Annotated in this window: 19 protein-coding genes, 2 tRNA genes and 1 pseudogene; 8 read left to right on the forward strand and 14 right to left on the reverse strand. The window is 60.2% G+C overall.

What is annotated here, in order from left to right; genetic code table 11:
• Together WD006_RS10515 and WD006_RS10520 are read right to left on the reverse strand one after the other, a co-directional pair.
• A partial coding sequence (locus tag WD006_RS10515; protein WP_425648199.1) for a reverse transcriptase domain-containing protein occupies positions 1 to 401 on the reverse strand: 401 nt, incomplete at its 3' end.
• Positions 402 to 962: 561 nt separating this feature from the next.
• Positions 963 to 1,475: pseudogene (locus WD006_RS10520) on the reverse strand (IS5-like element ISPre1 family transposase); the annotation flags it as partial.
• Positions 1,476 to 1,668: 193 nt separating this feature from the next.
• On the opposite strand from WD006_RS10520, the gene WD006_RS10525 reads away from it, so the two are divergent.
• The 4 genes from WD006_RS10525 to WD006_RS10540 all read left to right on the forward strand — a co-directional run bounded on the left by WD006_RS10525 (position 1,669) and on the right by WD006_RS10540 (position 7,200).
• Positions 1,669 to 2,694, forward strand: a complete 1,026-nt coding sequence (locus tag WD006_RS10525) for an IS110 family transposase (protein WP_141123344.1) — start codon at positions 1,669 to 1,671, stop codon at positions 2,692 to 2,694.
• A 507-nt stretch (positions 2,695 to 3,201) separates the two neighbouring features.
• The gene (locus tag WD006_RS10530) at positions 3,202 to 4,143 is read left to right on the forward strand and encodes a LysR family transcriptional regulator (protein ID WP_058655490.1); all 942 of its coding nucleotides are present in this window, start codon (positions 3,202 to 3,204) and stop codon (positions 4,141 to 4,143) included.
• Positions 4,144 to 4,658: 515 nt separating this feature from the next.
• Entirely contained in the window at positions 4,659 to 5,825 is a 1,167-nt protein-coding gene (locus tag WD006_RS10535) for a glutathione-independent formaldehyde dehydrogenase (RefSeq protein WP_226929782.1), read from the forward strand.
• Positions 5,826 to 6,309: 484 nt separating this feature from the next.
• Positions 6,310 to 7,200 (forward strand): LysR family transcriptional regulator, encoded by an 891-nt coding sequence (locus WD006_RS10540; RefSeq protein WP_017514782.1) that lies wholly within the window; start codon positions 6,310 to 6,312, stop codon positions 7,198 to 7,200.
• 22 nt (positions 7,201 to 7,222) lie between these two features.
• On the opposite strand, the gene WD006_RS10545 is transcribed toward WD006_RS10540, so the two are convergent.
• Positions 7,223 to 7,516, reverse strand: a complete 294-nt coding sequence (locus WD006_RS10545) for a helix-turn-helix domain-containing protein (RefSeq protein WP_009459591.1) — start codon at positions 7,514 to 7,516, stop codon at positions 7,223 to 7,225.
• Here WD006_RS10545 and WD006_RS10550 point away from each other — a divergent pair.
• A complete protein-coding gene (locus tag WD006_RS10550) occupies positions 7,474 to 8,289 on the forward strand; it encodes a substrate-binding domain-containing protein (RefSeq protein ID WP_017514781.1) in 816 nt (271 codons plus the stop codon). The two genes, WD006_RS10545 and WD006_RS10550, sit on opposite strands and share 43 nt — an antisense overlap.
• Positions 8,290 to 8,407: 118 nt before the next feature.
• The gene (locus WD006_RS10555; protein ID WP_020924940.1) at positions 8,408 to 9,376 is read left to right on the forward strand and encodes a Dyp-type peroxidase; all 969 of its coding nucleotides are present in this window, start codon (positions 8,408 to 8,410) and stop codon (positions 9,374 to 9,376) included.
• 37 nt (positions 9,377 to 9,413) lie between these two features.
• Here WD006_RS10555 and WD006_RS10560 read toward each other — a convergent pair whose 3' ends face one another.
• From WD006_RS10560 to uvrC, 5 genes are all read right to left on the reverse strand, one after another.
• Positions 9,414 to 11,357 (reverse strand): tyrosine-type recombinase/integrase, encoded by a 1,944-nt coding sequence (locus WD006_RS10560; protein WP_009876631.1) that lies wholly within the window; start codon positions 11,355 to 11,357, stop codon positions 9,414 to 9,416.
• 226 nt (positions 11,358 to 11,583) lie between these two features.
• Positions 11,584 to 11,659: transfer RNA gene (locus WD006_RS10565), tRNA-Gly, on the reverse strand.
• A gap of 83 nt (positions 11,660 to 11,742) precedes the next feature.
• A tRNA-Gly gene (locus WD006_RS10570) sits at positions 11,743 to 11,818 on the reverse strand.
• A 180-nt stretch (positions 11,819 to 11,998) separates the two neighbouring features.
• Complete coding sequence (gene pgsA / locus WD006_RS10575) at positions 11,999 to 12,598, reverse strand: CDP-diacylglycerol--glycerol-3-phosphate 3-phosphatidyltransferase (protein ID WP_011517005.1); 600 nt, start codon at positions 12,596 to 12,598, stop codon at positions 11,999 to 12,001.
• Between the two features lie 133 nt (positions 12,599 to 12,731).
• Positions 12,732 to 14,753 (reverse strand): excinuclease ABC subunit UvrC, encoded by a 2,022-nt coding sequence (gene uvrC / locus WD006_RS10580; protein ID WP_029307406.1) that lies wholly within the window; start codon positions 14,751 to 14,753, stop codon positions 12,732 to 12,734.
• A 112-nt stretch (positions 14,754 to 14,865) separates the two neighbouring features.
• Here uvrC and earP point away from each other — a divergent pair, with 112 nt between their 5' ends.
• Both earP and efp read left to right on the forward strand, forming a co-directional pair.
• Complete coding sequence (earP, locus tag WD006_RS10585) at positions 14,866 to 16,017, forward strand: elongation factor P maturation arginine rhamnosyltransferase EarP (RefSeq protein ID WP_011517007.1); 1,152 nt, start codon at positions 14,866 to 14,868, stop codon at positions 16,015 to 16,017.
• 129 nt (positions 16,018 to 16,146) lie between these two features.
• The gene (gene efp / locus WD006_RS10590; RefSeq protein ID WP_008642375.1) at positions 16,147 to 16,707 is read left to right on the forward strand and encodes an elongation factor P; all 561 of its coding nucleotides are present in this window, start codon (positions 16,147 to 16,149) and stop codon (positions 16,705 to 16,707) included.
• A gap of 119 nt (positions 16,708 to 16,826) precedes the next feature.
• Here efp and nagZ read toward each other — a convergent pair whose 3' ends face one another.
• From nagZ to rnc, 6 genes are read right to left on the reverse strand one after another with little or no spacing between them, the layout of a single operon-like run.
• A complete protein-coding gene (nagZ, locus tag WD006_RS10595; protein WP_029307405.1) occupies positions 16,827 to 17,876 on the reverse strand; it encodes a beta-N-acetylhexosaminidase in 1,050 nt (349 codons plus the stop codon).
• Positions 17,877 to 17,890: 14 nt separating this feature from the next.
• The gene (gene acpS / locus WD006_RS10600; RefSeq protein ID WP_011517009.1) at positions 17,891 to 18,322 is read right to left on the reverse strand and encodes a holo-ACP synthase; all 432 of its coding nucleotides are present in this window, start codon (positions 18,320 to 18,322) and stop codon (positions 17,891 to 17,893) included.
• On the reverse strand, positions 18,319 to 19,101 hold the full coding sequence (gene pdxJ, locus WD006_RS10605; protein ID WP_029307404.1) for a pyridoxine 5'-phosphate synthase: 783 nt from the start codon (positions 19,099 to 19,101) through the stop codon (positions 18,319 to 18,321). The genes acpS and pdxJ overlap by 4 nt, the downstream gene beginning before the upstream one ends.
• A gap of 28 nt (positions 19,102 to 19,129) precedes the next feature.
• Positions 19,130 to 20,026 (reverse strand): DNA repair protein RecO, encoded by an 897-nt coding sequence (gene recO, locus WD006_RS10610; protein WP_011517011.1) that lies wholly within the window; start codon positions 20,024 to 20,026, stop codon positions 19,130 to 19,132.
• Between the two features lie 5 nt (positions 20,027 to 20,031).
• Complete coding sequence (gene era / locus WD006_RS10615) at positions 20,032 to 20,970, reverse strand: GTPase Era (protein WP_011517012.1); 939 nt, start codon at positions 20,968 to 20,970, stop codon at positions 20,032 to 20,034.
• Positions 20,967 to 21,737 (reverse strand): ribonuclease III, encoded by a 771-nt coding sequence (rnc, locus tag WD006_RS10620; RefSeq protein ID WP_008644793.1) that lies wholly within the window; start codon positions 21,735 to 21,737, stop codon positions 20,967 to 20,969. Before rnc ends, era begins: the two co-directional genes overlap by 4 nt.
• Between the last annotated feature and the right edge of the window lie 3 nt (positions 21,738 to 21,740).

Below are 21,740 nucleotides of genomic sequence, written 5' to 3' on the forward strand. Positions count from 1 at the left end.
ATGTGATCAAAAGCCGCCTTGATATCAAACTCCACCACCCAGTCGTATCGCCAGCAGCGCTCGCGTGTGATCGCTATGGCCTGTTTGGCTGAACGCCCTGGTCGGTATCCATATGAGTCCGGATGGAAAAGCGCATCCAGCTTCGGCTCGATGAGGAGTTTGACTACAGTTTGTGCGATACGGTCGCTGACCGTAGGCACTCCCAGCCTGCGTATACCCCCCGATGCCTTCGGTATCTCAACAACCTTGACCGGCGGCGGGAAATAAGACCCCGACGACATTCGATTCCATAGCTTGTAAAGATTCTTCGGCAGGTTCCGCTCAAAATCGGCAATGGTCTCATCGTCGATTCCAGCAGCTCCCCGGTTGGTTCTGACCTGCTGATAGGCCTCCCATATCACGCGCTATGTTGTAAGGTTTGTTCGAACTCACGCCACTCATCCCCTGAGGTTGACAGCGTTCGTTGACAGGATAACGCCTCCCCTTCGCTCCGCCTTCATTACAAAGGCTTCATCACTACTACAGGAGGCTCCGCCCCTCATTCCAGCATTGGTATTCTTCCTCATGGTTTTAGCCATTTGTCATTTTCCTTTGCATCTGGAACAAGGTTCTCACGTTCCGTACCCAAGCCTGTATGGAGATCATGCCGCCTTTACACCGGCTGCCACTGGGGCCGTAAGCAGGTAACGCCCCAACTCGTCCTGAAGCCAGTACTCAACCTCAGTTTCGACAGCACTTTAGGGAATAACGATGCGTCATCGGACGGTTTGCTTTCGCTCATCTTCTCCATACTCACCTGCCATCATCATGGGATGACTTTTCCTCGGTTGCTCACCACCGCACCTTTTGGATGCAGCAGCACCGGGTGGTTTGAAGCCTGCTCCTGCAAGCCGACTTCGGAAGGCCTACTTCCATCTTCGGTACAGCATCACAGGTCATACGACCTGTGTTCGTGACACACAGTACTGGTTACCCTTCTTGGTCTGATGCATTTCCGGGTCGCGCTTACCGTCCTTGTTCTTGGTCGAACTCGGCGCATTGATCAGCGTGGCATCGACGATCGTGCCTTGGCGCAGCGACAGCCCTCGGTCGCCCAGATAGCCATTGATGACAGCCAAGATGCCGGCGGCTAGTTCGTGCTTCTCCAGCAAACGACGGAAGTTGAGGATGGTGGTTTCATCGGGGATACGCTCCAAGCTCAGCCCCGCGAACTGGCGCAAGATGGTGGTCTCGTACAGCGCCTCTTCCATCGCTGGATCGCTGTAACCGAACCAGTTTTGCATCAGGTGCACGCGCAGCATCGCCATCAGCGGATAGGCCGGACGACCGCCTTCACCCTTGGGATAATGCGGCTCGATCAAGGCAATCAAACCCTTCCACGGCACCACCCGATCCATCTCGATCAGGAACAACTCTTTGCGGGTTTGTTTGCGCTTACCGGCGTACTCGGCGTCAGCGAAGGTCATCTGCTTCATGGGGAAACTCAGCGGGTGGAATCCGGGTATTTTGCCAAAATCTGGAAGTCTTCTTCAGATGGTATGGACGCCTCCCCCCGGCAGCGGGCCGACCGCCGCACTGTGCACGACAAGCGGATCTCGCGGCCCCGATATACAAGTGTCAAAGTAACGCGTGTGAACAGCAAGAACACCTCTAACAGGAGGATCCACCATGAAACAGAGTGTGATTGGTATGGACATCGCCAAGAAGGTTTTCCAACTGCATACCGTCGATCAGCGCTCCGGAAAAATCGAACGTTTCAAGCTGCGGCGTGAAGAGGTTTTGGCGTTTTTCGCCGAGCGTCAGCCCTACTTGGTAGCGATGGAGGCTTGTGGCAGTGCGCACTGGTGGGCGCGCCAGCTTCAGCAGTTGGGGCATGAGGTGCGCTTACTGGCTCCTCGCTCGGTACGCCCATTCGTACTCAGGAACAAGACCGATGCGGCTGATGCCCAAGCGATATGGACAGCAGTGCAGCAGCCCGACGCCCACCAAGTCGCAATCAAACAAGCTGATCAGCAGGCCATCCTCTCGCTGCACCGCATCCGCGCTCAACTGCTGAAATTTCGCATTATGCAAAGCAATGCATTGCGCGGCTTGTTCTATGAGTTCGGGATTGTGTTGCCGGAAGGCTACACCCCGCTGACCAAGGCGGTGCCTAACGCCTTCGTCGATGCGGAAAATCAAGTACCCCATGTGCTGTTGGAAAGTCTGCGCGAGCAGTGGGCACGGGTAATCCGGCTGGACGAAGAAATCCAAGCGATTGAACTCCGTTTGAAACACTGCATGCGTGAGCGTCTCGATTGTCAAAAAATTGCAGAAATCCCCGGAGTAGGCTTGTTGACGGCCACAGCCGCAGTTGCCTCGCTGGGCGATGCCAAAACCTTTCGCTCCGGTCGGCAGTTTGCCGCTTGGGTGGGACTGGTTCCTCGACAGACAGGCACAGGTGGTCGAGTTCGGCAACTGGGGCTGAGCAAGCGCGGTGACACCTATCTGCGAACACTGTTTATGCATGGTGCCCGCTCAATCATTGCCAGGGGGCAGAAGTCTGAGTGGGTTGAGCGCTTGCTTGCCAGGCGACCGTATAACGTGGTGGTGGCCGCAGTTGCCAATAAACTCGCGAGAACCGTTTGGGCTGTGCTGGTCAAAGGCTCCCGATATCGCGCAGAACTCTTTACGGCATGCCCTGTAGGGCATTGAAAAAGCTTATAGACAAAAGGCTTCACAAGGAGCGCACGCGGTAGATACGTGATGGCGAAATAGGTCAGACCGTGACGAGGTAAACCTGGTAGGGAATATGAGCTATGGGCACACCATCAGCTCGATTTTCAGATGAGGGCCTCGTCAGCGGATTCCATCAGGGCCAGTAGGCTTGTCGGCCTGCACAAACAGGCCGGATATAAGACTGCTCCTACCTATACGTCAGCATGACTACCCCATTGAGCTTCGGGAGGCGTCCATATAAGTTTCCCTAAGCTACATGAGGACGACTCGCCCACAGCGCAAAGCACCTGTGTTCGCGCTATTGGCTGTCCCGTGCGTTGTGGTGCTGACCGTCGATGACGAGTCGAACCTACTGTATGGACACTGCGCGCGGCAGCCTTTCATGCGTGCCAGCTACGTGCCCAAGGTTGGACGCGGATCGAAGCGTGCGCAGGGTTTTTCGTGAAAGTATAAAATCCAATCAACTTTATCAGAAGAAAATATATGATCGTAAGAAACTTTGAATACTTGCTTGCTTTGCACCGTGAAGGCCATTTTGGCAACGCGGCCAAAAGCTGCAATGTTTCTCAGCCGACACTCTCCGCGGGCATTAAGCAATTGGAGGAAGACATGGGTGTCGAGATCGTGCGTCATGGCCGACGCTATGACGGCCTCACTTCTGAAGGGATGCGCGTACTGTCTTGGGCTCAGCAGATGTATGACGACTGCAAAGGGCTGGAGCGAGAACTCTCCGCACTACGGCGAGGTATAGAGGGGCAATTCCGGCTAGGGATACTCCCAGGAACTGCCGGTGTAGCGCCCACATTAAGCATCGCCCTTGCTGAAAAAACACCCTTACTTCAACAATCAGTTCTGGTTTCCGGCGCTTCTTCCCTGCTACAGGCGATTCGAGAAAACAATTTGGATATCGCACTCATGCATTTGGAGGATATCCCAGGGGAAGACTTCGATACTCACCTTCTGTACCGTGAACGCATTTTCCTTTTTCACGCCGCGAGAACACAGCAACCCCGAAGCACAACGTGGGACCATGTTCTCAATAGACAACTCTGCGTGCTGAACTCGGCAGTACCTGAACCCATTCAAGATAGGCTGATGCAATGTACCGCGCAGACTATTCGCACTGATTCAATTGACGTGCTATCGGCACACGTGGCGACAGGAAAATATTCGGCAGTTCTTCCGCAATCTCTCGCCGGCCAACTCGCGCACATTCCAAATCTCCACGCAATCGCAATCAATGGACCAATGTCGCACTCAAATGTCGGATTCGTTGCTGGGAAAAATGCGTTCGAGGCACCGTCATCGCGTGCATTGCTCGAAATGGTGCACACCCCCGAACTCGCCACCACTCTTCAATCCGTTATATCGATCCATCGTCGGTTCCAGCCCAAAGCAGACTCATCTCAAAGCCCCCTGAAATAGCGAGTCTTGAAGAGCAACTCTGTATTGCTTCAACCAGGCGAAGATTGCAGGCATGCCGTGTGCGCCGCTAACAGGCGCCACGTGCTGAGCAACCCATCGAAGGCCACTAGGTCCAGGGGCAACTCGGGGGGGCAGGAGTACCTGCTGCATGCGGCCTCCTCATGTCTCGCTGGGTCGAGCTGACTGTTCCTAGATCAAGCTAGGAGGCGCGATGTAGCGATGATCGTTGCCCTCTCCCGGCTAGGAGACGAGCACGGCTCGACGATCCCGCGTAGATAGATCGTGCCTATCTGCACATAGATTATTCCAGTTTGACCACTTCTGAGCTTGATCCGATGCTGTCAAGACCGCAGAAGGAGACGCGGCCAACGGCTAGGCAATACCACGATCGTTCTTCTTGACAGCGGTAAATTTCGTTTCCCACTTCGATTTAGAAGATGGAAACATTAACGCACAGAGGTGACGAAATGACTCCGACCGGTAACCGAATCGTGACTTTCGAGAAGCCCTTGGAAATGAAGGTCAACACCTTCAAATTTCCAGAGCTGATAACCCCTCAAGGGAAAAGCGCACCCCATGGCGCTATCCTCAAAATAGTTACCACAAATATCTGTGGCAGCGACCTTCACATTTATCGCGGTTCGTTTGCTGTTCCCAAGGGAATGACCATGGGCCATGAAATGACCGGCGAAGTGATCGAAGTGGGATCAGACGTCGAAGTCGTGAAGAAGGGCGACATCGTTTCCGTTCCCTTCAATGTGGGGTGTGGGCGTTGCTACAACTGCAAGCATATGCGCTCCGATGTATGCGAGAACACCAACCCCGAAATCGACTGCGGAGCCTACGGGTTCAACCTCGGTGGCTGGACGGGGGGGCAAGGTGATTATCTCTTCGTACCGTATGCGGATTTCAATCTCCTTCGCTTCTCTGACAAGGATGCCGCCATGGAAAAAATCCGCGACCTGACCCTTCTCTCTGACGTATTACCCACAGCTTTCCATGGGTTCGCTGGCCCAGACTGGCCAGCCGCGCCGGCCTACGTCGTCGGCGAAAACATCCTGATCTTCGGTGCCGGGCCGGTCGGCAGAGCGGGTGCCGCCTGCGCCAGACTTCTGGGTGCAGGCGCCATCATCGTTGCCGATTACATTCAAGAGCGGCTGGACCTTCTCAAGCCACACGGCGTGGAAACCATCAACCTTTCCGACGGCGTGCCGATCGAGGAGCATCTCGAACGCATTACCGGGCACAGGGAGGTGGATCGCGTCATCGACTATGTTGGTGTGGACTGCCGCGGGTTTGGCGCGGAGGCTGACAAGATCGTGGAGAGCGCTGTTACCAACGCAATGCTCAAATATGTCCGCTTCGGCGGAATGACCAGTACGGTCGGTGTGTACTGCGCAAACCCGATCTCGAAAGACCCGAAAGCCAAGAAAGGCCATATGGATCTGGAATGGTCCAACGCCTGGATCAAGTCGCCGCGAATGTCGGCTGGTCAATCTCCGACGGCCAACTACAACCACGCGTTAATGCGGGCGATACTGAACGATCGCATGCCTTACCTTTCGCCGATGATGAACACTAAGTTCATCAAGCTCGAAGACGCGCCCGCCGCGTACAAAGAGTTCGACGCGGGTTCTGCATACAAGTACGTCATCGACCCGCATGGTTCAGTGCGGCATTAAGCATCCGGCGCGGGCTAAGCATCAGGATGTCTCACACTTTCTGGTGAGAGGCATTCTGGTCCCGCCAGTCTCCGGGCAGCAACTGGAGCCGGCGAATATTTTCGCCGGCATTTGCCGTCTGCCCCAGGGTACTTGCCTTGGCTCGGACCAGGAGCAGAGCCTCAGCAATCCGCAGGTGATGATCAACCGCAAGCGTGTTCAAGCGCTTGGTTCGCAATCGGCCAAGGGTCAGACGGGGACGATGCACGGCATCCATTGACGTGCGTGGCTGGAGATAGCCTTCGTCTGATCCTTATCACCCCACGGACTTGATCAGGCTCGCCTGGTGTTGTGCCTGCCTCGGGCCATCGCACGGTCAACCCAGCCCTGGCTCATTCAGCCAGAAGTTTCCAATGATGTGGCCGAACTCGCCGCCGCCAGAATGGCAGTCACTTCTATAGGGAGATAGCACAGTGTTGGATAAGTCGGAACGGGAGGGTGGCCTATGGAGCTGCGCCATCTTCGCTGCTTCGTAGTTCTTGCTGAGGAGCTACATTTCACGCGGGCGGCTGAGCGCCTGCATATCGAACAACCACCGCTATCACGAGCCATCAAGGAACTTGAGGACGAGTTGGGCGTAGTGCTCTTCGACCGAAACCGACGAGGAACAGTTCTAACGGCGGCGGGCGCGGTCTTCTTGCAAGATGTTCGCCGTCTATTCACAGTGCTGGAACAGGCTCGTGAAAATGCCAAGGCTGTGGCATCGGGCTTGCGCGGTAGCCTGCGCATCGCTGTATCAGATGGGGCTATCGATCCACGGCTGTCGGCATTTCTGGCTCGTTGCCGCGCCGAGGAGCCGGAGATCGAAATACGCTTGTCAGAAGTGCTTCTGGCAGAGCAAGTGCGTGGCTTGCGTTCGGGCGACTTCATGATCGGGTTCGCGCACACGGGCGATGTCGGCGACGGTATCGCTGCCGAACCAATCTGGCACGACCCGCTGGTGATTGCGGTGCCAGCTCGTCACTCATTGCTCACCTACAAGGAGGTGCCACTTCAAGAACTTCAAGGCCATCCACTTGTCCTGTGCGACCCGCAGGTATGCGAGGGCTATTGCCGCGAACTCAAGCGGCTGCTCAACACGTTGGAGCACAAGCTGAATGTTGTCGAGGAAGTGTCCTCGCTGGACATGATGCTCACGTTGGTCGGCGCCGGCTACGGCATCGGCTTCATGACGGCGACCAAGATTCCCATCTCCCAACGGCCGGATGTGGTGATCCGCCCCTTGGCGATGGATTCTGCCGTGATCACCACCTACCTGCTTCGGCCCGACGGCGGCAATTTATCGGCTTCGGTGGAGCGATTTATCGTTCGCCTTCGCGACTCTTCGGACGGTTGACGGAGCCTGGCAGGCTAGACACTCAGGGATCAGTGTCGGCACGCAGATTGCGTTCGGTCGCCGTCATCAGGTCAGCCGCGCTTATTCCAAGTGCCGTAGAAATTTTCAGTATGAGCGGAAGCGTGGGCACGTGCTCACCACGCTCGATCTTACCCATGTGAGAACGCGAAATGCTTGCCCGAGATGCGAACTCGTCTTGCGCGACTCCTTGAGCGACGCGCGCAGCGCGCACGGCCTGTCCGAAGGCTAACGCCGACTCGGATTCATACGTCGATGTGCCAGAAGGACGGCCTGGCTGAATTGTTGATTTCTGCATTAGCAGAAGCGTCAAACAATCTGCCACAATTAACCACGTTAAAGATAACGACGTTAAACTTCACTCTTTCCTGCAACGCTGGTTTGCCTTTCTGGACAGATCGCTTATTGGGGGCCCTCATGCATGACGCCACCAGCCAGTTTTCCCATTTCAGGCTTGCTATCGCGCCCGGAGTGCCATCCTCTTGCCTCACAACGCTTCTTGCCCTACAGCGCGCGGAGGAACCAGAAGTCACCATCACGTTCTTTGAGACCTCAGCCGATGATCTGTTGACGGGCCTTGAGGAAGGCCGCTACGACGCTGGAATGACGCTTCGGAACGCTGGTGCTCCGGCCGTGAAAAGCCAACCGCTCTGGGTGGAGAACGTGGCTGTTGCAGTGCCGCTGGGGTCCCCCTTAGTTGCCCAGGCGAAGATCACGCTTGCCGAGCTTCTGGACTATCCGGTGTTTCGCTGGCCGGCGGAGGCTTGCCTACTGCTGGATCAGCGACTGTCCTTTCTTCCGTTGAGCCAGCAGAGCATTCAGCACGTGACTTCGTTCGAGATGATGGCGCTTTGGGTGACCGCTGGCTACGGAGTGGGGCTCTCCGCGCAATCGCGCATTGAGCGTGCCCATGCGTGGGGGATCACTATGCGACCGCTTTCAGACGGCCCCTACGAGATCGTGACATATCTGCAGCGGCCCCACGGACGAGCCAATGTTGTTTCTGAGCGGTTCGAGCACAGGGCAATGTTGGTTGCCAGGGACAGGGCGGCTTGCTCGAATACCCCATAGCCCGCTCTCGCCGAGGCTGCGTGCGGGTAATTGCAGCGGCACGCGCCTGTTAGCGCGCCAGTGATAGCGCTTCCATCTCTGGCAATATGATGAATTAACATGGTCTTTGGAGGCACGAATGGTTGGAAGTGGTTGGGATCGAGTACCAATTGACTCGCAAAGCATCGATGCGCCGCTGTCGCGCGCGGCGGTGTTTCTCACGTTGACAGTCGCCGAGGGCCACGAGGCCCTTCAGGCGGTCGCCGGCGTCTTGGACGGGCTGGACGACCTGATCAAAACGGTGGGCTTCCGCGATCTCAACGGCCGGCTGTCGTGCATCACTGCACTGGGATCGGCGCTATGGGACCGTTTCCAGACCGGGAAGCGCCCGAAGGAACTACGGCCCTTCGTGCCCATCGAGGGTGCCAAGCACACCGCGCCTGCCACGCCCGGCGACCTGTTCTTTCACATCCGTGCCGAACGCGAGGACCTCTGTTTTGAATTCGAGCGCCTGCTGCTGGACCAACTGGGCAGCAGCGTGACGGTGGCCGACGAGGTGGTCGGTTTTCGCTACTTCGACTCCCGCGACCTGCTTGGCTTTGTCGATGGCACGGCCAACCCGACCGGGCACGACATCGGCGCCTCGACGCTGGTCGGCAGTGAAGATCAGGCGTTCGCCGGCGGCAGCTACTTGGTGGTGCAGAAGTATCTGCACCAAATGCAGCCGTGGGCTCGGCTCGCCAAGGACGAGCAAGAGCGGATCATCGGCCGGGAGATCGTCAGCAATGTCGAATTGCCCGACGCGACGAGCGGCCAGAAATCGCACAAGACCCTCGCCACGATCGTGGACGACGACGGCACCGAGCACGACATCCTGCGCGACAACATGCCCTTCGGCCGCCCCGGCCAGGGCGAATATGGCACCTACTTCATCGGCTACTCCAGGCATCTGTGGGTGACGCAGAAGATGCTGGAGCGCATGTTCCTCGGCGATCCGCCAGGCATGCACGACCGCCTGCTCGATTTCTCGACGGCGCACACCGGCGCCGTGTTCTTCGCTCCCGCACCGCGCACGCTGAGCGAACTCGTGGAGGCGGTGCAAGCGTAATGCAGGGGCCGCAAGGCCCCTGCAAGGTTTGAGAGCCCTATGCTCCGTCTAGAACTACTGCGCTATCCACCAGCCGACGAACGCTTTGCCGCACATCCTCGGGGATGGGGTACGGGGCAATGGCCTCGGGCATATCCGCATAGTGCTGGTAGTCGCCCATGATGACCTGGATGATCGCCGGCACGTTGGTCGGCGTGACCGCATCAATGGCCGCGCGGTCCCCCAGGTCAGGGTGCGGCTGGGTCAGCATGCGGTACAGATCCCACGAATCCGCGTGCGGGCACTGGTTCATGAGCACCTGGGCCAGCTTGTGCTTGAGCGGCACCAGTTGCCAATCGGGAACACGCTGCCCCCGATTGCCCAAACTGATGGACAGCAACTTGCCCGCTTTCAGTTCGCGGTTGATCTGGTCCTTGGACTTTCCGGCCAGCTTGCCGAACAGCGGGACCGGCAAGCTGCTTGGAGACTCGTAGATGGTCAGCATTTCCTCGCGCTCGCGCTGGATCGCGGACACTTCCGGCTCTGGGGCATGCGTCGGAGGCGGCGGTACCTGAGACAGCCGCTGGAACGTGATGCCGCCGTTGCTCGGGGTTACGACAATAGGCGTGGCCACGACGGGCGGGACGCCGGGAGGAGTGGGCTCGGCCATCGCGAGGGTCGCATCCACCGCTTCCTCCACTTCTGCCATCGCCGGCACCCCGTCGATACGGATGGTCAGATGCGCGCTCGCGGCTTCCACTTCGCCCTGTTCGAGCAGGTCGAGCCGATCGGCCCAGTCCTGCATCATCCGACGGCGCGGCTCAACGTACTTGGCGTGGTTGTAGGACGAACTCACCTTGTTGGGGTCGGAATGGGAAAGCTGCGCGTCCACCCAAATCTTCGGGTAGCCAATCTCGTTGAGCGCCGTCGAGATAGTGCCGCGGATGCCGTGGCCGGTCAGGCGCCCCTCATAGCCCATGAGCTGCACGGCCTTGTTGAGGGTGTTCTCGCTGATGCGCTTCTTGAGTTCGCTGCGGTGTGACAGCAAGTACTTCTGCGCCGGCCGCATCACCCCCAGGAGATAGCGCACGATCTCGATGGCCTGCAGGGATAGCGGCACGATATAGGGGGGCACATCCTGCGGCCGCTTCCCTGCCTTGCGCATTTCATCCTGGAGCTGCTTGACGATCTGCGGTGGGATGATCCACAAGCCCCTGTCGAGGTCGAACTGTTCGGGTTCGGCCAATCGCAGTTCGCCGGTGCGCACCCCGGTCAGGAACAGCAGCCGGACGCCAAGCTGGGTCTGCCAGCCACGGGGGTTGTAGAGCCGGAGCTTCTGGAGGAACTCGGGCATCTCGGGCAGGTGCAGGTAGGGATTGTGGGCTACGGGGGGCTTGGGCTCTGCCACCACGTCCAGGTCGGCGGCCGGGTTGACTTCCAACCCCTCGGCAATGACCAGGGCATAGCGGAACAACTGGTTGAACCAGGTGCGGACCTTCTCGGCGGTGGTGAACGCCTTGCGTTTCTCGATCGCCGCCAAGACGCCCAGGAGTTGGGGGCGGCGAATGTCGTAGATCGACATTCTTCCCAGGGTGGGCAACACGTCCTTGTTGAAGATGCGCAGGATCTGCGACAGCGTGCTTTGACGGCCTTCCTTGAGTTCCTTGCGGCGATGCTCGACCCAGGCATCGAAGACGGTCTTGAAGGTGTATTCGCCCGCCAGCTTGGCCGCGTGCCGTTTCTGGTCGCGCTCGACCTGAGGATCGATCCCCCTGGCGAGCAGGGCCTGGGCCTTGTCTCGCTCGATCCGGGCCTCGCGCAGGCTGAGAGCAGGATAGCCGCCCAGGCACAGGCGCTTTTGCTTGCCCAGCCAGTAGTAGCGGAATTGCCATGACTTGCCGCCTGCGGCTGAGACCATCAGGCCCAGGCAGTCGTTGTCGGAGAGGGTGTAGCGTTTTCCGGTGGTCTTCGCCTGCCGGACGGTCAGATCAGAGAGCGCCATTTCGAGACTCCTAAGTAATGACTTAGGCCCTATGCTCGTCATGGTCCCCGCTCAGCCCCAGCAACTATCCGGTAGCCGACCCACCCGTATTCTTGTGCCTTATTTGGTCACTCAAAAACGGTAGCTGTGGGTGGATTTCCGTGGCACTCGCTGGAATGAAAAAAGGAGCCGAAGCTCCTTTTTTCAATGACCTACAGACCCCAGTAGAAGTCTGTGGATCAAAATTTGGAGCGGGAGACGAGTCTCGAACTCGCGACCTCAACCTTGGCAAGGTTGCGCTCTACCAACTGAGCTACTCCCGCGTACAACTTTTACTGCTGTGGCAGCTTTGCTGCCATTCCGATGACTTGCACATGCTTCGTCATGTCACCGGATGCCATTAACCTGGAGCGGGAGACGAGTCTCGAACTCGCGACCTCAACCTTGGCAAGGTTGCGCTCTACCAACTGAGCTACTCCCGCAGGGCCCTGCATCTTACCGAAAAGCAGACTATCGCGCAACTTCTTTTAAACGCGCAGCTTTATGCTGCCATTTCGCGCTATGTACCGCTTATCTTGCTGCTTTCGTTTGCGTCGTCAGCAGCGAGAACGAGATTATTGCAAAGGACGATCCGGCTCGTCAACAACTTTTTGCAGCAAATCTCACTTTTGTGTCCGAGCCCCGCTGATGACCTCGCTGCGCTCGCGAATCTGCGGCCAGGCGAGCTTCATGTAATAGAACATCGACCACAACGTGAGCACGGCCGCCAGGTAGATCATCCAGCCACCAAGCAGCGATGCGTCCACACCGAACAGCGCGTCGTTGAACAGCAGCAACGGGATCGCGATCATCTGCACGGTGGTCTTCAGCTTACCAAGGAAATTTACCGCTACGCTCTTCGAAGCGCCGATCTGGGCCATCCATTCGCGCAGTGCCGAAATCGTGATCTCACGCCCGATGATGATCAGCGCGATCAGGTCGGCCACCCGCCCCAGCGCCAGCAACGACAGCAATGCGGCTGTCACCATAAGCTTGTCGGCCACCGGATCGAGGAAGGCGCCGAAGGCCGAGGTCTGATTCCAGCGCCGCGCCAGAAAGCCATCGAGCCAATCCGTCACTGCCGCGATGACGAAGAACGATGCCGCGGTGACGTTCTTGGTGTGCATCGGCAGCCAGGCCTCGGGCAGGTAATAAACCCCGACGACCAGCGGGATCATGGCCACGCGAAGCCAGGTCAGCAGAATGGGAATGTTAAGTGGCATGGGCGGTGCTAGGGCAGTGTGTTCCCGGGCAGACAACGCCGGATTGCGATGTCGATTGCCGCGATTGTCGCCGATTTCGGACCCGACACGTAGTTTCGGGCCGAAAACCGCCCAATTCGTGGGCACGCGAGGCTCAGTGCAACTGTCGGTAGATCTCCTCGGCCAGGGTGCGCGAAATGCCTTCAACGCTGGCCAGCTCGTCGATGCTGGCCGCCATCACACCCCGCAAACCACCGAAGCGCGTCAAAAGCTTCTGCCGGCGGCGCGCCCCCACGCCTTCGATTTCCTCGAGCCGCGAAGTGGTGCGTGCCTTGGCCCGGCGCGCGCGCATACCCGTGATCGCGAACCGGTGCGCCTCGTCGCGGATCTGCGCAACCAGCATCAGCGCCGCGCTGCCCTGCCCCAGTTCCAGCGACGGCCGGCCGTCGGCAAACACCAGCGTCTCGAGACCCACCTTGCGTCCCTCGCCCTTGGCCACGCCAACCAGCAGGCCGATATCGAGACCGAGTTCTTCGAACACCTGCCGCGCGACCTCGACCTGCCCCTTGCCACCGTCGATCAGCACCACGCGGGGCATGCGGGGCACACCGTCGCCGCCATCGCCAGCCGGATCGCCACCCGCCTCCTGCAGTTGCTCGACGAGCTTCTGGTACCGGCGCGTCAGCACCTGGCGCATCGCAGCGTAATCATCGCCCGGCGTGATATCGGCGATGTTGTAGCGTCGGTACTCGCTGTTCTGCATCTCGTGATGATGGAACACTACGCACGATGCCTGCGTGGCCTCGCCAGCGGTGTGACTGATATCGAAACACTCGATGCGCAATGTCGCCAGATCCTCCAGGTCGAGGCCAATGGTTTCGGCCAGCGCGCGCGTGCGCGCCTCCTGGCTGCCCTGCTCTGCCAGCCGACGAGCCAGCGCCAAGCCCGCACCCTGCGCTGCCATCTCCAGCCAGGTCTTGCGCTGACCCTGAGGCTGGCGCACCAGCGTGATCTTCCGGCCCGCCTGCATCGACAGCGCCTCGACCAAGGCGGAATCGGCCGGCCGATGACTCACCACCACGATGGGCGGCGGTGCCTGATCCAGATAGTGCTGCACCATGAAAGCGGACAGCACGCGAGCGGCGATGCGGTCGATGGGCAACTGATCCGTATCGGCAGCCGCTCCTTCATGCGCGCTACCTTCTACCTCATCTCCCTCCTCCACGATCATCGCCGCCTCGTCGACGTGGGCCGGAAAATACGCCTTGTCGCCGAGATGACGACCACCGCGCACCATTGCCAAGTTCACGCAGGCACGCCCACCCTGCACCGCCACGGCCAGGATGTCGATGTCGCGCGCCTGGCCGACTTCCTCCACGGCCTGCCGCTTGAGCACGGTCGACAGCGCGGCGATCTGGTCCCGAACCGCCGCAGCCTGCTCGAACTCCAGCTGCACCGCATGGGCTTCCATCTTGGATTGCAAACCCTCAAGCACCTCGGTCTCGCGGCCCTGCAGGAAGCGCGCCGCGTTCGACACGTCGCGCGCGTAGTCGTCCTCGCTGATCGCGCCGACGCACGGCCCGGTGCAGCGGTGGATCTGATGCAGCAGGCACGGCCGCGTGCGATTGTTGAAAACCGTATCCTCGCAGGTTCGCAACTGAAAGACCTTCTGCAAGATCTGCATGCTCTCGCGCACGGCGTGAGCGCTTGGGAACGGCCCGAAATACTGGTGCTTGCGATCGGTGGCGCCACGGTAGTACGCCATGCGCGGGAACTTGTGCCCAGTCAGCTTGAGGAATGGATAGGACTTGTCGTCGCGAAACAGAATGTTGTAACGCGGCGCCAGGGCCTTGATGAGGTTGTTCTCAAGCAGCAGCGCTTCCGCCTCGGTCCGCACCACCGTGGTGTCGATGCGCGCGATCTTGGCCACCATCATCGCAATGCGCGGCGACAACTGCGTCTTGTTGAAATAGCTCGAGACCCGCTTCTTCAGGTCGCGCGCTTTGCCGACATAGAGGATGTTGCCGTCGGCATCGAAGTAGCGATAGACGCCAGGCAACCCCGGCATACGCGCCAGGATCGGGCGCGGGTCGAACGCCGGCGCGTCGGACGATTCCGGGGTATCGGATTCGGGCGACGTTGTCTCGGTGGGAGGGACGGGTTCCTGCTCGGGCATCGGGGACGGAAAGTGTGTGACGTAACGCGCCAACGTGGGGCGCTCGCTCTAGAATCGCAAGTTTAGAGCAATTCTCCCGCCGGACTTTCCGCAGGCGGGCACCGTCATCGTCATGCCAATCCGTTCCTGGGACATCTTTTGCACCGTCATCGACAACTTCGGCGACATCGGCGTCTGCTGGCGACTGGCGCGCCAACTGGCGCAGGAGCACGGTCATGCGGTGCGACTGTGGGTCGATGACCTGACCAGCTTTTCCCGACTGGCACCCGAGATTGATGTGACGGCCACCCGCCAGCGGCTGGCCGGCGTGGACGTGCACACCTGGGATCCAAAGCCGGAGGCACCGTTCGAGCCCGTCACGCCACACGACGTGGTGATCGAGGCCTTTGCCTGCCATCTGCCCGAGCCGTTGCAGGCCGCCATGGCCGCGGCCGATCGCAAACCCGTCTGGATCAATCTTGAATACCTGAGCGCCGAGGCCTGGGTGAGCGAACATCATGCGATGGCCTCGCCCCACTCCCGGCTGCCACTGACCAAGTACTTCTTCTTCCCGGGATTTGCACACGGCACCGGAGGCCTCTTGCGCGAATCCATGCTCGGCGCATCACGCGCGGCATTCCTGGACAGCCCGGCCGCGCAAGCCACGCTTTGGCACCGTTTGGGCGTGGAGCCGATCGCAGGCGCCCTGCGGACGAGCCTGTTCGCTTATTCGAACCCGGCCTTACCTGCGCTACTCGAACAATGGCGCGACGGCACGACGCCGGTCCAATGCCTTGTGCCACAAGGATTGGCCGCCACGCAGGCGGGCGGGTGGCTCGGCGCGCCGCTACAGCCGGGTGAATCGCACCAGCGCGGCAATCTGACCATGCAATGCATCCCGTTCGTGCGCCAGGAACACTACGATGAACTGCTGTGGGCCTGCGACATCAACTTCGTGCGCGGCGAGGATTCATGCGTGCGGGCGCACTGGGCCGCCAAGCCAATGATCTGGCACATCTACCCCCAGGATGACCACGCGCACCGCGAGAAGCTCGACGCCTGGCTCGGCCGGTTCTCACGCTCCGGCGTGGTGCCCGAGGCTTCCGCCGCGCTGACGAATTTCACGCACGCGTGGAATGGCTACGGCCATGCACCGGATTGGGCGGCGTTACAGGCACAATTACCCGCCCTCACTTCCGGTATGGACCGCTGGCAGCGGCAGTTGCAGCACTTGGGAGATCTGGCGGCGAATCTCGTGGCCTTCTGCGAAAATCGGGTAAAATAGCCGGTTGATTTTTATGGCGAGCCAAGTTCAAAGGCCCAAGAACAGCAAACGCCGGCTGCGCCCTTCGCCATACCGATTTCCGGGCACCTACAACGATCCCGGACCATTTTTTTCAGGAAAACAGTTCAGATGAAAATCGCACAGGAACTCCGCGTCGGCAACGTGTTCATGATTGGTTCCGACCCGATGGTGGTTCAGAAGGCCGAGTACAACAAGTCAGGTCGTAACGCCGCTGTCGTCAAGATGAAGTACAAGAACCTGCTGACGGAAGCCCCGGGCGAATCCGTCTTCAAGGCCGACGACAAGTTCGAAGTCGTGGTGCTGGAGCGCCGCGAGTGCACGTACTCGTACTTCGCCGACCCGATGTACGTGTTCATGGACACCGAGTACAACCAATACGAAGTCGAGAAGGACAGCATGGGCGACTCGCTGAACTACCTCGAAGACGGCATGGTGGTGGAAGTGGTGTTCTACAACGACAAGGCCATCTCGGTCGAAATGCCGACGACGCTGGTTCGCGAGATCATTTACACGGAACCGGCCGTCAAGGGCGACACCTCGTCGGGCAAGGTGCTCAAGGGCGCCAAGATCAACACCGGTTTCGAACTGCAAGTGCCGCTGTTCTGCAACATCGGTGACAAGATCGAAATCGACACGCGTACCGGCGAATACCGCAGCCGCGCCAACTAAGATCTCTTAGGGCATACGCAAAAAAGGGCAGCTTCGGCTGCCCTTTTTCTTTCCACGGATCCATTCCTGCTGATTCATGTCTGGGTGGTGTCGATTCACCACCCGGCGGCCGGAGTCGCTCAAGCGATAAGATCGTGTTCCTTCAGCAGGCGCAGCGCGGCGCGGTATTCGCCTTCTTGCTGCAACTTGTTCCAGTCCAGCGGCTTGCGGCGACCGAACAGCTTGCGGATGCGCCGCTGCGAGGCCTTGCCGATCGACACATCGAGTTCATTCAAAAGCTGGTCCGCGCGATCCGGATGGTTGCAGATCAACACCATGTCGCAACCCGCCTCGAGCGCGGCACGTGCGGCCTGGGTAACGGTACCGGCCACGCTCGCGCCCTCCATGCTGAGGTCGTCACTGAAAATCACGCCCTCAAAACCAAGCTGGGTCCGCAGGATGTCCTGCAGCCAGTAGCGCGAGAAGCCTGCAGGGTTCGGATCGACGGTCGGGTAGATCACGTGGGCAGGCATCACAGACGCTAGCGCCGGGCCCATCCAGTCATAGGGACGGGCGTCCTGGGACAGGATTTCATCAAGACCGCGCTCGTCCACCGGAATGGCCACATGCGAATCGGCTTCGACATAGCCATGCCCCGGGAAGTGCTTGCCGCAATTGGCCATGCCGGCCAGCAGCAGTCCGTGCGTCAGATGGTTGGCCAGCATGGTCACTACACGAGGATCGGCATGGAACGCACGATCGCCAATGACACCACTGCGGCCATAGTCGAGGTCGAGCACCGGGGTGAAGCTCAGGTCGATGTCGCAGGCACGCAGTTCGGCCGCCAGCACGTAGCCGCAAGCCATCGCCACTTTGGTGGCAGCCAGCACGTCACGGTCCCACAGCGCCCCAAGCCGGGACATCGCCGGCAGGTGCGTGAAGCCATCGGTTTTGGCGCGCTGCACGCGGCCACCTTCATGGTCGATGCAGATGAGCGCATCGTCGCGGACTTCACGAATGGCCCGCGTCAGCGCCACCAGTTGCGCGCGCGATTCGAAGTTGCGCGCAAACAGGATCACGCCACCCGTCAACGGGTGGGCAATGCGACGCGCATCGTCAGCGGTGAGTTCCTTGCCCACGACGTCGAGCACTACCGGGCCCGGCCGCTTGCCGGAGACTTTCTTGTTCATATCGAATATCGAATTCAGTTCGAAGCGGGTTCGGATTGCGGGGCCGCCAGCTGACCACCCCGCTCGGCGATCGCGAACGCGACCGCATATTCATGTTCGTCACTGACACTGACACGAACGGTCAGGCCGCGTTCCCGCACCCATTCCGCCAGTTCGCCAGTGCAATGCGGCGCGGGCTCGCCCGATGGCTGGTTCAGCAGTTCCATCGCACGCCACGTCATCGGCCAGCGCATCCCCAGGCCGATGGCCTTCGAGAATGCCTCCTTGGCCGCGAAACGCGTGCACAGGAATGCCAAGCCGCGCTTTTCCGAGCGCGCCTTGCGTGCAAGATAGATCTTCATCTCACGCGGCCCGAGAATCTTCTCGACAAAGCGCCCACGCGTGCGCTCCATCACGCCGCGCACGCGATCAATCTGGATGATGTCGGTGCCGACGCCGTAGATCACGCGGGCTGACCGGGAACCGGGTAACGGGTACCGAGGCGCGCCGCCACCATGATGGCCTTCATCTCGCGCACGGCGTTCTGCCACCCGGCAAACACCGCATGGGCAACGATCGCGTGACCAATGTTGAGCTCCTTGATCCCCGGCAGCGCAGCAATCGGCTGCACGTTGGTGTAGTGCAGGCCGTGGCCGGCGTTGACGATCAGACCATGCTTCTGCCCCACTTCCACGCCCGCCGCCACACGGCGGAACTCGACTGCCTGCTCCTCCGCCGTATGCGCATCGGCGTAGCGGCCAGTATGGATTTCAATTACCGGCGCCTTGCACGCGGCAGCGGCGACAATCTGGTCAGGGTCAGCATCAATGAACAGCGATACACGGATACCCGCGTCGGCCAGTTGCCGGCATGCGGCGCTGACCTGCTCGAAATGGCCCGCTACATCGAGTCCGCCTTCGGTGGTAACTTCCTCGCGCTTCTCGGGCACCAGGCAGACGTCCTGGGGCTTGATCTCGCACGCAATGTCGAGCATCTCGGAAGTGATCGCGCATTCCAGATTCATGCGCGTGGCCAGCTTCGGGCGCAGCGCGCGCACGTCGGCGTCGCGGATATGGCGACGGTCCTCGCGCAGATGCAGCGTAATCAGGTCGGCGCCGGCCTCCTCGGCCTGCAGCGCTGCCTGGATCGGATCGGGATACACCGTGCCGCGCGCGTTGCGCAGCGTGGCCACGTGGTCGATATTGACCCCGAGGTCGATGACACCGGGGTTCGCGTGGAAAATCATGCCGGCTTCTCTCAGGAGAATTGGGATATTAAAGGTACTGCAGATCGATCAGGATCTGGCGCGTCTTCAGTGGCGCACCCTGCAAATAATAATGCAGCAGGAACCGCATCAGTGCGCGGCTTTGCGAAACGGTCTGCGCACGCGAATAATCATCCTGCGCCATATCCAGCAGCGTCTGTCCCGACACCACGGGCCAGCTCGACGGATCTGACGCATGCGTGCGCCGCACCCCGCGCTCAGGCTGGTAGACGTAATCGAGCCCCGGCTGCACGCGTTCGCCCGATCTGAGGCACTGATCGAACGCTACCGCAAACCCCGTCTCCTGCAGCAGCACCCGCTCGAAGCTGCGCAATACGAAGCTGGCCGGCTCGCCATGTGACAGCCGCGTCAGCGTCGCCATGTAGTGGCGGAACAGGGTCGGATGCGCGTCCTCGCGCGGACAGAAGCGCAGCAGCAGTTCGTTCAGGTAGAAGCCGGAAAGCAGCGCGTCGCCGGAAAGCGGCAGCATGCCGCCCACGTACTCCGCCTTGGTCAGCGTCTTGACCTCGCCGCGGCCGGTCCAGGACAGGGCGATCGGATGAAAATGCTGCAGCACCGCGCGCAGTGCGGAATGCGGCCGCTTGGCCCCTTTCGCGACCATGGCCACGCGACCGTGATCGCGAGTGAAGACATCGAGAACCAGACTGGTTTCGCGATAAGGATGCGCATGAAGCACGAAGCCCGCCTCATTGGTGACGCGCAGTTCCGAGCGAGCCGGAACGATACGCATCGCGCGATCCATCATTTCGCGGCCGGCCGCCACCGAGGGGCTGACCGCCGCGTTCATGGCAGGTACCGCGCCAGACCCCAGCAGCTCCGCCGCTTCCTCGGCAATCGGGTCGGCACTGCGCGCACGCGGCGCGGCAGCGCGGCGCACGTCAGGCATCTTGCTCACTCGTAGCCGTAGGCGCGCAGTCCGGCTTCGTTATCGGCCCAGCCGCTCTTGACCTTGATCCACATCTCCAGGTAGACCTTGCCATCAAACAGCTTCTCCATATCCAGGCGTGCCTCGGTGGAGATCTGCTTGAGCTTGGCGCCCTTGTTGCCGATGATCATCGCCTTGTGCGCGTCGCGTTCGACCAGGATCGTCGCGAAGATCCTGCGCAGGCGCCCTTCGGTCTCGAATTTGTCGATCACGACAGTGCTGGTGTACGGCAGTTCGTCGCCGGTCCAGCGGAACACCTTTTCGCGGATGATCTCGGACGCCAGGAATCGCTCGCTGCGATCGGTCATAGCATCGACGTCGTACATCGGCTCGCCTTCCGGCAGATACGGCCGGATGATCGCCAGCAGACGCTGGATATGATCGCGCGTCTTGGCCGACATCGGCACCACCTCCCGGAACGGGAAACGCTGCCCCATCTGCTCGAGGAACGGCATCATGACTTCGCTGCGGCCTTCGCCGATTCGGTCGAGCTTGTTGCAGACCAGCAGCACCGGAACGTTCTTGGGGAGCAGCGACAGCACCTTCTCGTCATCGGGGCCAAAATAGCCGGCTTCGACGACAAATAGCACGATATCGACCGACGACAGCGTCGACGTCACGGCGCGGTTCAGGGAGCGGTTCAGCGCGCTGGCGTGGCGGGTCTGGAAACCAGGTGTATCCGCGAACACATACTGGGTATCATCGGTCGTCTGAATACCGACGATACGATGCCGCGTGGTCTGTGCCTTGCGGGACGTGATGCTGATCTTCTGGCCGACCAGCGCGTTCATCAGCGTGGACTTGCCAACATTCGGACGGCCAACGATGGCCACTGTGCCGCAGCGAAATGCCACGGCACCTGAGGGTTCCGCCGCATCTTGCTGCGGAGGGAGAGAATCGGTCATTCCTTCAACCTGAGAGACAACTGGGGATCGGGCGGCACCGGCTGCTTGCGCGTCTTGCCCGTACGTTCGGCACGGCTGCGCTTGAGCAACTGCGGCACGAGCTTCTGGACTTCGTCGAGCGCGAGCTTGGCCGCGGCCTGTTCGGCGGCGCGACGCGACGCGCCGGTTCCGAACACGCGCACCTCCAGTTTAGGCACGATGCATTCGACTTCAAATTGCTGGCTGTGCGCCGCACCGTGCGTGGCGATGACGTTGTATTGCGGCAGGGCAATCTTGTGGCCCTGCAGATACTCCTGGAGCAGCGTCTTGGCGTCCTTGCCCAGCGTGCGCGGGTCCACCTGCTCCAGAATCGGGATATACAGCTTGCGGATCAACGCGCGCGCCGCGTCGAACCCCGCATCGAGAAACACGGCACCAACGATAGCCTCGAGCGCATCGGCAAGAATCGAGGGGCGGCGGAAACCGCCGCTCTTCAACTCGCCTTCACCCAGACGCAGCGCATCGGAAAGCTGCAGCATCTGGGCGATCTCGTAGAGCGCCTGCTGCTTGACCAGATTGGCCCGCACCCGTGAAAGATCGCCTTCGTCGAGCTTGCCAAACATGCCAAAGAGCATATCGGCCACGGCGCAGTTCAATACCGAGTCGCCCAGGAATTCCAGGCGCTCGTTGTGCTGGGCGCTATGGCTGCGATGCGTGAGCGCCTGCTGCAGCAATTCGGGCTTGCTGAATCGGTAGCCGAGACGTTGCTGCAAGGCGTCGAGGGTCATGTC

Origin of the sequence: Cupriavidus sp. Met-2 (genome assembly GCF_049843575.1) — a bacterium.
Lineage (GTDB): Bacteria > Pseudomonadota > Gammaproteobacteria > Burkholderiales > Burkholderiaceae > Cupriavidus > Cupriavidus metallidurans.

Excerpts from the sequence above, each read along its gene's own strand:
- WD006_RS10525 (WP_141123344.1), top strand. The coding sequence starts at position 1,669 with ATGAAACAGAGTGTGATTGGTATGGACATCGCCAAGAAGGTTTTCCAA.
- WD006_RS10530 (WP_058655490.1), top strand. The coding sequence starts at position 3,202 with ATGATCGTAAGAAACTTTGAATACTTGCTTGCTTTGCACCGTGAAGGC.
- WD006_RS10535 (WP_226929782.1), top strand. The coding sequence starts at position 4,659 with ATGAAGGTCAACACCTTCAAATTTCCAGAGCTGATAACCCCTCAAGGG.
- WD006_RS10540 (WP_017514782.1), top strand. The coding sequence starts at position 6,310 with ATGGAGCTGCGCCATCTTCGCTGCTTCGTAGTTCTTGCTGAGGAGCTA.
- WD006_RS10550 (WP_017514781.1), top strand. The coding sequence starts at position 7,474 with ATGTGCCAGAAGGACGGCCTGGCTGAATTGTTGATTTCTGCATTAGCA.
- WD006_RS10545 (WP_009459591.1), bottom strand. The coding sequence starts at position 7,516 with ATGCAGAAATCAACAATTCAGCCAGGCCGTCCTTCTGGCACATCGACG.
- WD006_RS10555 (WP_020924940.1), top strand. The coding sequence starts at position 8,408 with ATGGTTGGAAGTGGTTGGGATCGAGTACCAATTGACTCGCAAAGCATC.
- WD006_RS10560 (WP_009876631.1), bottom strand. The coding sequence starts at position 11,357 with ATGGCGCTCTCTGATCTGACCGTCCGGCAGGCGAAGACCACCGGAAAA.
- pgsA (WP_011517005.1), bottom strand. The coding sequence starts at position 12,598 with ATGCCACTTAACATTCCCATTCTGCTGACCTGGCTTCGCGTGGCCATG.
- uvrC (WP_029307406.1), bottom strand. The coding sequence starts at position 14,753 with ATGCCCGAGCAGGAACCCGTCCCTCCCACCGAGACAACGTCGCCCGAA.
- earP (WP_011517007.1), top strand. The coding sequence starts at position 14,866 with ATGCCAATCCGTTCCTGGGACATCTTTTGCACCGTCATCGACAACTTC.
- efp (WP_008642375.1), top strand. The coding sequence starts at position 16,147 with ATGAAAATCGCACAGGAACTCCGCGTCGGCAACGTGTTCATGATTGGT.
- nagZ (WP_029307405.1), bottom strand. The coding sequence starts at position 17,876 with ATGAACAAGAAAGTCTCCGGCAAGCGGCCGGGCCCGGTAGTGCTCGAC.
- pdxJ (WP_029307404.1), bottom strand. The coding sequence starts at position 19,101 with ATGATTTTCCACGCGAACCCCGGTGTCATCGACCTCGGGGTCAATATC.
- recO (WP_011517011.1), bottom strand. The coding sequence starts at position 20,026 with ATGCCTGACGTGCGCCGCGCTGCCGCGCCGCGTGCGCGCAGTGCCGAC.
- era (WP_011517012.1), bottom strand. The coding sequence starts at position 20,970 with ATGACCGATTCTCTCCCTCCGCAGCAAGATGCGGCGGAACCCTCAGGT.
- rnc (WP_008644793.1), bottom strand. The coding sequence starts at position 21,737 with ATGACCCTCGACGCCTTGCAGCAACGTCTCGGCTACCGATTCAGCAAG.